The following is an 11628-nucleotide window of genomic DNA, read 5'->3' as shown; positions in this document are numbered from 1 at the left end:
ACGGGGCGCTCGGGAGACGGGGGCGGGTCCGGCAGCACGTCGGCAGCGGCCTCGTCCTCTTCCTCTTCCTCGAGCGGCTCCCCCGGCAACTCGGCGAAGACGTCCGCGCCCTCGGAGAAGTCCACCTCCACCCGGCCGAGCGACGACGGGAAGGAGCCCGGCGCCTCGGCTTCCGGCTCGTCCTCCGCTCCCGCCGCTTCGGGCCCTCTCTCCGGCAAGGTCGTCGTCATCGACCCGGGTCACAACCCGGGCAACTTCCAGCACACCGCCGAGATCAACCGCAAGGTGGACATCGGTACGAACTCGAAGGAGTGCGACACCACGGGGACCTCCACCAACTCCGGCTACCGGGAGGCCGACTTCACGCTCGACGTGGCGCGGCGGGCACGGAAGATCCTCGAAGCGGAGGGCGCCACGGTGAAGTTCACGCAGGACGGGAACCGTGCGTGGGGGCCGTGCATCGACGAGCGGGCCCGTATCGGGAACACGGCGAAGGCCGACGCCGCCGTGTCCATCCACGCGGACGGCTCGGGCGCCGGGAACCGCGGCTTCCATGTGATCCTGCCGGGCGCCGTGAACTCCGGCGGCGCCGACACCCGGCCGATCGTCGCCCCCTCCCGGGACCTGGGCGAGGCGGTCGCGGGCAGGTTCCTCCGCAACACGGGCAGTCCGCCCTCCAACTACGTCGGCGGCGGCACCGGTCTCGTCACGCGTCAGGACCTGGGCGGTCTCAATCTGTCAACGGTTCCCAAGGTGTTCATCGAGTGCGGCAACATGCGCGATAGCAAGGACGCGGCACTCCTCACCAGCGGTGCCTGGCGGCAGAAGGCGGCGCAGGGGATCTCTGAGGGAATTGTGCTTTTCCTGCGCAAGTGAAGGGGAGCCGCGGTCAGCGGGCTGGTCCCGGCGGACACCCTCACCGGTCGGACGATAGTGTCGTCCCTACGATGAGGGGCCACCCCTGCGCTTCACACCACGGCCGCACGGCGACCTGGTGTCGGCGACGCCTCCACCGATGACGAGACGACCGCGAAGGACCTTGAAGTGAATATCCGCTCCCTCACTAGAGGCGACGGCGTGGTGATCGGAGCAGCGGTGTTGCTGTTGATCGCGTCGTTCCTCGACCTCTACTCCGTCGACGGGGCTTCCGACAGCGCCGACCTCCCGAACCTCTGGGGGAGCGGGCCGGTTCTGCTCAGCGTCGTCCTGGCGGGGATCATCGGCGCCGCTCTCGTCGTCGTCTCCAAGGGTCTGCCGCAGCCGCCCAAGGTCGTCGGCCTCGACCTCGGTCAGTTCGGCGTCGCTTTCACGATCTTCGCCGCGTGGAGCGCGCTGGGCAACCTCTTCGACGTGATGGGCGGAGCCGACAACGGCAGCAGCTCGGACATCGGCGTCAGCCCCGGCACCGGCCTGATCATCGCCTTCATCGCCACCCTCATCATGGCCGGTGGGGCCGTCGCCACCCCCCTCGTCCCCGCCCTGAAGGGCGCCCTCGTCCCGGCCCCGCGCCCGCAGGCCCCGCAGCCGTACGGCGCGCAGCCGCCCGGTGGTTACGGTTACCCGGGCGCCCAGCAGCCGGGTCCGGGGCAGCCCTTCGGCGGACAGCCCCAGCCGGGGCAGCCGCAGCAGGGCCAGCCGCAGCAGGGTCAGCCGTACGGTGGCGCCCAGCCGCAGCAGGCCCAGGCGCCGCAGGCCCCGCAGCCGCCGGCGAGCGACTTCTCGCCGTTCTGGTTCGCGGTGCCGGTGCCGCGGCCGCTGTTCGCGGAGGACGGCTCGCGGTCGACGATCGCCGAGCTGGCGCCGGGCACCTGGTACCTGGCGGTCGAGCAGCGCGGTCCGGCGCTGGTCGCGCAGACGCAGGACGGTCGCCGGGGTGTCCTCCAGGACACGAGCGGTATCCAGCGCGGCTGAGTACCTGGCGGTTCGCGTACGGCCCCTTGCCCTTCCGGGCAGGGGGCCGTTGCCGTACAGTCACCTCCCGGTCAGGCTGATCTGACGAATCGTCAGGAGGTAGGCGCATGCGGCTCGGTCTCGCACTCGGCTACTGGGGCCGCGGCCCCTCGGCGGACCACGTCCCGCTCGCGCAGGAGGCCGAGCGGCTCGGCTACGACTCGGTGTGGACGGCGGAGTCGTGGGGCTCGGACGTCTTCACCCCGCTGACCTGGATCGCGGCGCAGACGTCAAGGATCAGGCTGGGCACGGCCGTTGCCCAGATGGCGGCCCGCTCCCCCACGACCACCGCGATGCACGCTCTCACGCTCGACCATCTCTCCGGCGGCCGGATGATGCTCGGCCTCGGGCTGTCCGGCCCGCAGGTCGTCGAGGGGTGGTACGGGCGCCCGTTCCCGTCGTCGCCGCTCACCGCGACCAGGGAGTACGTCGACGTCGTACGGCAGGTGCTCCGGCGTGAGGCCCCCGTCGCGCTGGACGGGCGCTTCCACTCCCACCCGTACCGCGGCGAGGACGGCACGGGCCTCGGCAAGCCCCTGAAGCCGATCACCCATCCCCTGCGCTCCGATCTGCCCATCCTGCTGGGCGCGGAGGGCCCGAAGAACATCGCGCAGACGACGCGCATCGCGGACGGCTGGCTCCCGCTGTACTGGTCGCCGACGCGCACGGAGGTGTACGAGGCCTCCCTCGGGGAAGCGCCCGAGAACTTCCTCGTCGCCCCCATGGCCCGCGCCCAGGTCTGCGACGACGTGGCCGAGGGGCTGCTGCCGGTGAAGACGATGCTCGGGTTCTACATCGGCGGTATGGGCCACGCCAAGCGCAACTTCCACGCCGATCTCATGGCGCGCATGGGGTACGAGGAGGAGGCGCGGCGCATCCAGCAACTGTTCCTGGAGGGCCGGCGCGAGGAGGCCGTGCTGGCCGTACCGGACGCCTTCGCCGACGAGATCTCCCTGGTCGGCCCACGGGAACGGATCGCCGAGCGCCTGGAGTCGTGGCGCAAGGGCCCGGTGACGGACCTGCTGCTCCTGGCCCCGGACCGGACCACGCTGCGGGTGATGGCGGAGCTCAACTCCTGACCGGTCAGCGGAAGTACCGGTCAGCGGAAGATGGCGATGGCTTCCAGGGTGACCTCGCCGGAGTCCGGGTGCCAGCCGGTCATCTTGCCCAGGCAGCGGGCCCGGAAGGTGCCGTCGGGCTCGTTCTTCTGCACGTAGGACGTCACCTTCTCGGCCGTGGACGGCCGAGCTTGTTGGCTCGGTCGTTCACACCTCGTCGCGCTCCCGACTGCCCCCTACGACAGGACGGTCACGGGTCGCATCTCCCTCTCCGGTCAGCCCGGGTGCGGGACGGGCATGGTGACGAATGCCCACGCCGAGCGTGCGCGGTCGCGCACGTTGACCCCGGCGACGACATCGGCGGGGCCAGCGAGCCCGCACCGACGACAGCGGAAATGGTCCCGGTCGGGCCGGTTGGCCCGCTCGGTGTGCCCACAGCGCGGACAGCGCTGCGAGGTATAGGCCGCGTCCACCTCCATGAACGGCACCCCGGCCTTACGGGCTTTGTAGGCGAGGTGATGTCCGAGCTGATGGAAGGGCCAGGAGGAGAGGGTGCCCCGCTGGTCGCCGCGTAGCCGTACCCGCTCGCGGATCCCGCCGAGTGCCTCGACGGCGATGCCACGACCGGTGCGTTGGGCAACGGACACGATCTCCTTACTGATCCGATGGTTCACATGGGTGGCATGGCGGCGTTCCTTCTGTGCGCGGCGGGCGAGGCGGCGAGTGGCCGAGCGGGTCTGCTTCTGCTGGAGTTCGGCGCGTTTGCGGGCCTGCCAGCGCCGGTAGCGGGACAGGCGGCGGCCCTGGTGGTTGGCGCCGTCAGAGGTGGTGGCCAGGTTCACGATGCCCCGGTCGACCCCGATCCAATCGGCAGGTTCGTACACCTTCGGGTCAGGGATGTCGCAGGTGGCGATCAAGAACCACTTCCTGCCGCGCTGGACGAGGTCGCTCTCGCCCTTCCGGTACTGCACCAGGGTTTTCAGCTGGTCAGGGGAGCAGGCGAAACGGATGCCCTTCATCCGCCCGTCGACGGTCCAGACGGAGACGGTCCGCGCGTCGTACTGCCACGACAGGCAACGGTCGTCGAACGGCTGGGCCGCCTCCGGGCGGAAGCCGATCGGCGAGCCGACCGCCCTGCAGTGCCGCTTGGAGGTGGGCGGGCCCAGATTTCCGGCCTGAAGATTGGCTTTCAGAGTGGCGTAGGCGTCGACGACCTTCTTCACCACCCTCACCACCGGCTGCGCCGACAGCCCGAACGTGGCCTTCAGTTCCGCGTATACCTCCTTCTGCAGACCGTTGCGGTCTTTGAGGTGCTTGGCGAAGGCAACCTGCGAAGCGTAGGTGGCGGCCCGGTTGCAAGCGTGCAGGGTCGCCTCCAGTGCCGACGCCTGCTCCGGTGTCGGCACCAGCTTCACCTGCACGACCAGCTTCACGACATCGGACCGTAGTACGACTTCCGCACACACAACCGCCGTTCACCCGACACTCACCACAGCAGGTGATCCACAGGACGGCTGTTCGCATTCCCCGGCTCGACCGGGCAGCCGCCAGGGCATCCTCGTAAGACAACTGACGGCACAACACCCACGATCACGGGGTGCACTACGCCCGTGTGTTTCATCCGCGCTTCAAGGGCTACCCGAAGGGCATGTCCCCTCATTATCGTTCCACCCAGGCCGGGAGGATCATCGCGATCATCGCGGACGTGATGGCCTTCATCCTCGGCCTGTGGATCCTGATGTACCTGCTGGACGCGAACCGCGCGAACGACTTCGTGCAGTTCATCCACGACACGGCCCGCTGGCTCGCCGGCTGGTCCCACGACCTGTTCACCTTCGACGAGGCCTGGGCCCGAGTGGTCGCCGGCTACGGCCTCGCGGCAGTGGTCTACCTACTGGTGGGCCACGCGGTAGCGAACCGCATCTACAGGCACTGAGCGCTGTACGCGAGGAGCGGCCGTCGGGGCCCGCGGAGCGGGCCTTTCAGGGGCGCGGGGAACTGCGCGACCAGCCACAACGAACCCGCACCCAGCAACGGACAGAAACCCCAACGGCGCCTAGCAGCACTCCGCATCAAGCCCGCGCGGCAGGCGCTCGCCACCGAACACCGCACACGTCGGCTCGTCACCCCCCAGCACCGCCACAGCCAGCAGCAGTGACCCCGCGGTCCACGTCGTGAGTTCCTCCGGCCAGATCGCCCCGTCCTGGAAGACATAACCCGTCCAGTACAGACCGGTCCGCGCATCGCGCAGATGCTGGATCGACTGGAGGATCTCCAGCGCACGGTCGGACTCGCCCATCGCCCAGAGCGCCAGGGCGAGTTCGGCCGACTCACCGCCGGTCACCCACGGGTTGGGGACCACACAGCGGACCCCGAAGCCGGGGACCACGAAACGGTCCCAGCCCTCCTCTATGCGGGACTTGGCCTCCGGGCCCGTCAACGCCCCGCCCAGCACCGGGTAGTACCAGTCCATCGAGTAGCGGTCCTTGTTCAGGAACCGCTCGGGGTGGCGCCGTATCGCGTGCCGCAGTGCACCCGCCGCCAACTCCCAGTCCGGCTGGGGCTCTTCCCGCTGTTCGGCGATGGCGAGCGCGCAGCGCAGGGCCTGGTGGATGGAGGACGAGCCGGTGAGGAGCGCGTCGGCGGTGGCCGTGCCGTCGTCGTCCTGCCGCCAGCCGATCTGGCCGCCGGCCTGCTGGAGGCCCAGGACGAACTCCACCGCCGCGTACACGGTCGGCCACATACGGTCCAGGAACGCGTCGTCGCCCGTGGAGAGGTAGTGGTGCCAGACGCCCACGGCCACGTACGCGACGAAGTTGGTCTCCCGGCTGCGGTCCGTGACGTCGTCCGGGTCGCCGTCGGCGTACGCCGCGTACCAGGAGCCGTCCTCGTTCTGGTGCCGGCGCAGCCAGTCGTACGCCCGCTCGGCGGCGTCGTGCTCCCCCGCCGCGTCCAGGGCCATGGCGGCCTCGGTGTGGTCCCACGGGTCGAGGTGGTGTCCGCGGAACCACGGGATGGCGCCGTCCTCCCGTTGCACGGCGAGGATGCCGCGAACCGTCTCGGCGGCCTCCTGCGCCGTGAGGACCCCGGGCAGGACGAGGTGTTCTGTCCGGGGGGTCGTCACTTGGCGGCCGCCTCGTGGGTCTCGGAGGTCTCGGAGGTCTCGGAGGTCTCGGGAAGCCGCGGCAGGTGCGGCTTGGTCGCGTACGCCACGAAGCTCTTGCCGATCAGCGGGTTCAGCGCCTGTTCGGCGACCCGGGTGGCCAGCGGCTTCTTCATGATGTCCCAGACCAGGAGCTTGTGGTACGCCCGCACCGGCAGCGCCTTGTCGTTGTCGACGCCGAACGCGCACTTCAGCCACCAGTAGGGCGAGTGCAGGGCGTGGGCGTGATGGGTGCCGTACGGGCGGAGGCCGGCCCCGCGCATCTTCGCCAGCAGCTCGTCCGCCTTGTAGATGCGGATGTGGCCGCCCTCGACCTCGTGGTACGCGTCGGAGAGCGACCAGCAGACCTTCTCGGGCCCGTAGCGCGGGACGGTGACGGCGATGCGGCCGCCCGGCTTGAGGACGCGCACCATCTCCGCGAGCACGCCCTTGTCGTCGGGTATGTGCTCCATGACCTCGGAGATGATCACGACGTCGAAGGACTCGTCCGGGAAGGGCAGGGCCAGCGCGTCGCCCTCCATCGCCGTGGCGGTGGCGCCCTCGGGGGCCTCCCCGGCCTCCTTCATCGCCGCGAACCACTTGGCGACCTCGCGGATCTCCTCGCCGTTCTGGTCGAGCGCCACCACCTGGGCGCCCCGCCGGTAGCACTCGAAGGCGTGCCGTCCCGCACCACAGCCGAGGTCCAGGACACGGTCCCCCGGAGCGAGCGGGAACCGGGAGAAGTCGACGGTCAGCACGTGGCCCTGCTTTCGGGATGGGGTTCGACTACTTCGACTGCTGCGGCTGTTGGGGCGACACCGTCGGCTCCGTCGGCTCCATCGGCTCCGTCGGCGGGTACGTCCTGGCCTCCGGCTCGGGCGACGGCCTCGCGGTAGTGGGCCACCGTGCCCTCGGCCGCCTTGGCCCAGGTGAAGCGGGACAGCACGCGTTCCCGGCCGGCCGCGCCGAGTCGTACGCGCAGCTCCCGGTCGCCCAGCAGCCGGCTCAGCCCGGCGGCCAGCGCGCCCGCGTCGCCGGGTGGCACCGCGAGGCACGTCTCACCGTCGGCACCGGCGACCTCCGGGATCGCCCCGCCGGTGGTGGCGACCAGCGGCGTCCCCGTGGCCATCGCCTCGGCGGCCGGCAGCGAGAACCCCTCGTACAGCGACGGCACGCACGCCACCTCGGCCGACCGTACGAGGTCGACCAGTTCGGCGTCGGAGATGCCCTTCACGAACTCGACGGCGCCTTCGAGGCCGTACCGTTCGATGGCCTGCGCGACGGGCCCGTCCTCGGCGCGCTTGCCGACGACGACGAGGTGGGCGCGGGGGTGTTCGGTGCGCACCTTGGCGAGCGCCTCGACGAGGAAGACCAGGCCCTTGAGCGGGACGTCCGCGCTGGAGGTGGTGACGATCCGGCCGGGCACCTGCGGCACGGACGGGTCGGGCGAGAAGAGGTCCGTGTCGGCGCCTATGTGGACGACGTGGATACGGGACCGGTCGACGCCCAGGTGGTCGACGATCTCCTGGCGGGACGTGCCCGACACGGTGAGCACGGACGGCAGGCGGCGCGACACGCGCCTCTGCATGCGGGTGAAGCCGTACCAGCGCCGTACGGAGGCCCGCCGCTTCCAGCCCTCGGCCGCGTCCAGCTCCAACTGCCGGTCCACGGTGATGGGGTGGTGGATGGTGGTGACGAGCGGGGCGCCGACGTCGCCCAACAGGCCGTACCCGAGCGTCTGGTTGTCGTGCACGACGTCGAACTCGCCGCGTCGGGCCCTCAGATGGCGGCGGGCGCGCAGGGAGAAGGTCAGCGGCTCGGGGAAGCCGCCGGTCCACATCGTGGCGACCTCGAGGGCGTCGACCCAGTCGCGGTACTCGTCCCGCTTCGGGGTGCGAAAGGGATCGGGATGGCGGTACAGGTCGAGGCTGGGCAGCTCGGTGAGGGAGAGCGCGCCGGGGCCGTCGGTGTGGACCTCGTCGAGCACGGGGTACGGCTGGGCGCCGATGACCTCGACGCGGTGTCCGAGGCGGGCGAGCTCGCGCGAGAGGTGCCGTACGTACACGCCCTGGCCCCCGCAGAACGGGTTCCCTTTATAGGTGAGGAGCGCGATGTTGAGCGGTCGCATGCCGTCGGCTGCAAGGCCCTCCTGGGGACCCGCCTCCCTGGCCTCAGCGGTCACTCTGGGCCCCCTTCTCCCCGCACTTTCCCGCGAGGGTACGCCGGGACGGTAATCTAGAACAAGTTTCAGAGTTGATCGTTCAAGAGGCTACGAATCTACCGGCAGGTAGCCCCGCCGTGGGCCGTGGATCAGGTGATTCGCGCCACGACCGGGTGGCAGGAATCACGTGTTCCACCCGGTTCGCGCGGCGCCGGACGCACTGCCATGCTGATGCGTCGCCCCTCCCACCGAACCACCGAACCACCGAACCGCCACGGAACGGGACCCATGGAAGTCAGTATCGCGCGAGCAGCAGCGCAGCCCGACACCCCTCCCCTCACCGAGCGGCAGGAGGCGCGCCGGCGCCGCATCCTGCACGCGAGCGCGCAGTTGGCGAGCCGGGGCGGTTTCGACGCGGTGCAGATGCGCGAGGTCGCGGAGTCCTCGCAGGTGGCGCTCGGCACGCTGTACCGCTACTTCCCGTCCAAGGTCCATCTGCTGGTCGCCACGATGCAGAGCCAGCTGGAGCACATGCACGGCACGCTGCGGAAGAAGCCGCCGTCGGGCGAGACGGCGGCGGAGCGGGTGGCGGAGACCCTGATGCGCGCCTTCCGCGCCCTGCAGCGCGAGCCGCACCTGGCCGACGCCATGGTCCGCGCCCTGACGTTCGCGGACCGCAGCGTCAGCCCGGAGGTCGACCAGGTCTCCCGCCAGACCACGGCGATCATCCTCGACGCGATGGGCCTGGAGAACCCCACCCCCGACCAGCTCTCCGCCGTCCGCGTCATCGAACACACCTGGCACTCGGCCCTCGTCACCTGGCTCTCCGGCCGGGCGTCCATCGCCCAGGTGAAGATCGACATCGAGACGGTGTGCCGGTTGATCGACCTGACGTCACCCCGTGACTGACGGGTGTTTCCCCCGTCTCACTCCTCGGGCGGAAACACCGCCTCCCCGCTTCCCGCCAGAGTGATCGCGATGGCCTCCACCGGGCAGCTCTCCGCCGCCTCCAGCACCTTCTCGTTGGCGTCGGTGTCGGGGGCGTCGGGGTGGGACTGACGGGCCGTGTCGAGGTGGAAGCCATCAGGGGCGTGGTGGACGCACTGGGCCGAGCCGATGCACAGGGAGCGGTCGACCTCGACGTGCCAGCGGTCACCCATCCCTACGCCTCCCAGCCCGCGGGCAGGTGGATCATCTTGTGCTCGAAGTACTCGCCGTACCCCTCGGGCCCGAACTCCCGCCCCAGACCGGAGTTCTTGTAGCCGCCGAACGGGCCGAGCATGTCGAGGCTGAAGGTGTTGACGGAGTAGGTGCCGGTACGGACCTGCCGGGCGATCTCGATGCCGCGCTCCACGTCAGCGGTCCACACGCTGCCGCTCAGCCCGTACTCCGAGTCGTTCGCGATCTTCACGGCCTCGCTCTCGTCGCCGTACGGGATGAGGCAGATGACCGGGCCGAAGATCTCCTCGCGGGCGATCCGCATGGAGTTGTCGACATCGCCGAAGAGGGTCGGCTCGACGTACCAGCCCGTCTCGAAACCGGCCGGGCGCCCGCCGCCGGTGAGGAGCTTGGCGCCCTCCTCCTGGCCGACGCGGATGTAGTCGAGGGAGCGCTGCTGCTGGCGGCGGGCGACCAGGGGGCCGAGTTCCGTGGCCGGGTCGAGCGGGTCGCCGACCTTCAACGCGCTCGCGACGGCGGCGAAGGCCTCGGCGAACTCGCTGTAGCGGGTGCGCGGGACGAGGATGCGGGTCTGGGCCACGCACGCCTGGCCGTTGATCATCCAGGCGAAGGGGGCTATACCGGCGACGGCGGTCTGCGCGTCGGCGTCCGGCAGGATCACCGCGGCCGACTTGCCGCCCAGTTCGAGGGTGACGCGGGTGAGGTTGCGCGAGCAGACCTCCATGACCCGCTTTCCGGCGGCGACCGACCCCGTGAAGGACACCTTGTCGACGCCCTCGTGGCCCACCAGGTACTCGCTGACCTCGCGGTCGGCGGGCAGGATCGACAGCACGCCCTCGGGCAGCCCCGCCTCGGTGGCGATCTCCGCCAACAGGTAGGCGTCCAGCGGGGTTTCGGGCGAGACCTTGAGGACCGCGGTGCAGCCGGCGAGCAGTGCGGGCGCGAGCTTGGCGGCGGCGGTGAACTGCGGCACGTTCCACGGCACCACGGCCGCGACCACCCCGACGGGCTCCCGCCGCACCAGCAGTTTGCCGAGCACGCCGTCCCGCTTCTCCTCGTACGTGAAGCCGCGCGCGGTGGTGATCGCCGTGTCCCACACCATCATCGAGGCGAGCGCCTGCACCATGATCGACGAGGTGTACGGGGTGCCGTTCTCGGAGGAGATCACACGGGCGATCTCCTCGTGGCGGATGGCTATCGCGTCCTTGATCCGGGTGACCACCTCGATGCGCTCGTCGAGCGTCGTACGCGGCCACGGGCCCTCGTCGAACGCCCTGCGCGCGGCGGCCACCGCCCGGTCCACGTCCGCCCGGGAGGCGTGCGGCACGCGCCCGATGACCTCCTCGGTGTGCGGCGAGACCACCTCGATGACGTCCTCGCCGAGGGGGTCGGTCAACTCCCCGCCGATGAACAGCTGTCCGTGTTCCACGAGCTCGGCCATGGTCGACTGCCTCCCCGGGTACGTACGTTCTCTGTCCCTGCCGTCTGCTGCCTGCTGCCTGCTGCCTGCTGCCTGCTGCCTGCTGCCTGCTGCCTGACGGTCCATCAGATAGGGAACTGATACCAGTTCCAGTGGGAGGAGTCCACGGATGGAACAGGCAAGGAGCAGACACAGGGGTGGTCGACTCAGGCTCTCATCGAAACATGTTCTAGTTATAGTTGTTCCCGGACACGGCGATTGGGGAGCCCATGGCGGCGGGGACGCAGGTGACCGATCACGGCGGGGGCGTGTGGAGCATCCAGGTGCCCATCCCGGACAACCCCCTCGGCCACACGCTCGTGTACGTGGTCGACACCGACCGCGGCCCGGTACTGATCGACGCCGGCTGGGACGATCCGACCTCCTGGGACACGCTCACCGAGGGCCTGACCGCCTGCGGTACGTCCGTCAGCGAGCTGTTCGGCGTGATCGTCACCCACCACCACCCCGACCACCACGGTCTGTCCGGCCTGGTGCGGGAGGCCTCCGGCGCCTGGGTCGCGATGCACGAGGCGGACCTCGCGATCGTCCGCAGGACGCGCGAGACCCGGCCCGGCCGCTGGTTCACCTACATGACCGCCAAGCTCACGGCCGCAGGCGCCCCCGAGGAGCACATCGCGCCCCTGCGCACCGCCGAGCCCCGCACGCTGCCCGGCCT

12 protein-coding genes are annotated in these 11628 nt (G+C 70.4%); 6 read left to right on the top strand and 6 right to left on the bottom strand.

Going from position 1 to position 11628, the window contains the following annotated elements:
• From FNH08_RS31760 to FNH08_RS31750, 3 genes are all read left to right on the top strand, one after another.
• Positions 1–876 (top strand): N-acetylmuramoyl-L-alanine amidase (locus tag FNH08_RS31760; RefSeq protein WP_152774976.1); only part of this gene is annotated, 876 nt, incomplete at its 5' end.
• Between the two features lie 168 nt (positions 877–1044).
• Positions 1045–1911 carry a hypothetical protein gene (locus FNH08_RS31755; RefSeq protein WP_322725843.1) on the top strand — a complete coding sequence of 289 codons (867 nt, stop codon included), beginning with the start codon at positions 1045–1047 and terminating at the stop codon, positions 1909–1911.
• 107 nt (positions 1912–2018) lie between these two features.
• The gene (locus FNH08_RS31750) at positions 2019–3029 is read left to right on the top strand and encodes an LLM class F420-dependent oxidoreductase (RefSeq protein ID WP_152774975.1); all 1011 of its coding nucleotides are present in this window, start codon (positions 2019–2021) and stop codon (positions 3027–3029) included.
• Positions 3030–3283: 254 nt separating this feature from the next.
• Here the strand turns inward: FNH08_RS31750 and FNH08_RS31745 are convergent, their stop codons facing one another.
• Positions 3284–4441 carry an RNA-guided endonuclease InsQ/TnpB family protein gene (locus FNH08_RS31745; RefSeq protein WP_322725842.1) on the bottom strand — a complete coding sequence of 386 codons (1158 nt, stop codon included), beginning with the start codon at positions 4439–4441 and terminating at the stop codon, positions 3284–3286.
• A 215-nt stretch (positions 4442–4656) separates the two neighbouring features.
• Between FNH08_RS31745 and FNH08_RS31740 the strand changes: the two genes are divergently transcribed.
• Positions 4657–4944, top strand: a complete 288-nt coding sequence (locus FNH08_RS31740; RefSeq protein ID WP_152774980.1) for a hypothetical protein — start codon at positions 4657–4659, stop codon at positions 4942–4944.
• Positions 4945–5064: 120 nt separating this feature from the next.
• On the opposite strand, the gene FNH08_RS31735 is transcribed toward FNH08_RS31740, so the two are convergent.
• Genes FNH08_RS31735 through FNH08_RS31725 form a run of 3 tightly spaced genes read right to left on the bottom strand, consistent with a single transcriptional unit; the run spans position 5065 to position 8332 of the window.
• The gene (locus FNH08_RS31735) at positions 5065–6132 is read right to left on the bottom strand and encodes a prenyltransferase/squalene oxidase repeat-containing protein (RefSeq protein WP_322725841.1); all 1068 of its coding nucleotides are present in this window, start codon (positions 6130–6132) and stop codon (positions 5065–5067) included.
• On the bottom strand, positions 6129–6908 hold the full coding sequence (locus FNH08_RS31730) for a class I SAM-dependent methyltransferase (protein WP_322725840.1): 780 nt from the start codon (positions 6906–6908) through the stop codon (positions 6129–6131). The genes FNH08_RS31735 and FNH08_RS31730 overlap by 4 nt, the downstream gene beginning before the upstream one ends.
• Positions 6902–8332, bottom strand: a complete 1431-nt coding sequence (locus FNH08_RS31725) for a glycosyltransferase family 4 protein (protein ID WP_322725839.1) — start codon at positions 8330–8332, stop codon at positions 6902–6904. Before FNH08_RS31725 ends, FNH08_RS31730 begins: the two co-directional genes overlap by 7 nt.
• A gap of 267 nt (positions 8333–8599) precedes the next feature.
• On the opposite strand from FNH08_RS31725, the gene FNH08_RS31720 reads away from it, so the two are divergent.
• Entirely contained in the window at positions 8600–9220 is a 621-nt protein-coding gene (locus FNH08_RS31720) for a TetR family transcriptional regulator (RefSeq protein ID WP_152774974.1), read from the top strand.
• Positions 9221–9237: 17 nt separating this feature from the next.
• On the opposite strand, the gene FNH08_RS31715 is transcribed toward FNH08_RS31720, so the two are convergent.
• Together FNH08_RS31715 and FNH08_RS31710 are read right to left on the bottom strand one after the other, a co-directional pair.
• Complete coding sequence (locus FNH08_RS31715) at positions 9238–9471, bottom strand: ferredoxin (RefSeq protein ID WP_152774973.1); 234 nt, start codon at positions 9469–9471, stop codon at positions 9238–9240.
• Positions 9472–9473: 2 nt separating this feature from the next.
• Positions 9474–10931, bottom strand: coding sequence for an aldehyde dehydrogenase (locus FNH08_RS31710; RefSeq protein ID WP_152774972.1), 1458 nt, complete (start codon positions 10929–10931; stop codon positions 9474–9476).
• Positions 10932–11179: 248 nt separating this feature from the next.
• On the opposite strand from FNH08_RS31710, the gene FNH08_RS31705 reads away from it, so the two are divergent.
• Positions 11180–11628: MBL fold metallo-hydrolase (locus FNH08_RS31705; protein WP_152774971.1), on the top strand; the 449-nt coding region annotated here is incomplete at its 3' end.

The sequence above is a fragment of the Streptomyces spongiae genome (genome assembly GCF_009377185.1).
Taxonomy (GTDB): domain Bacteria; phylum Actinomycetota; class Actinomycetes; order Streptomycetales; family Streptomycetaceae; genus Streptomyces; species Streptomyces spongiae.
Note: the sequence above shows the minus strand (reverse complement) of the source record. Positions and strands in the feature narration are given on the sequence as shown.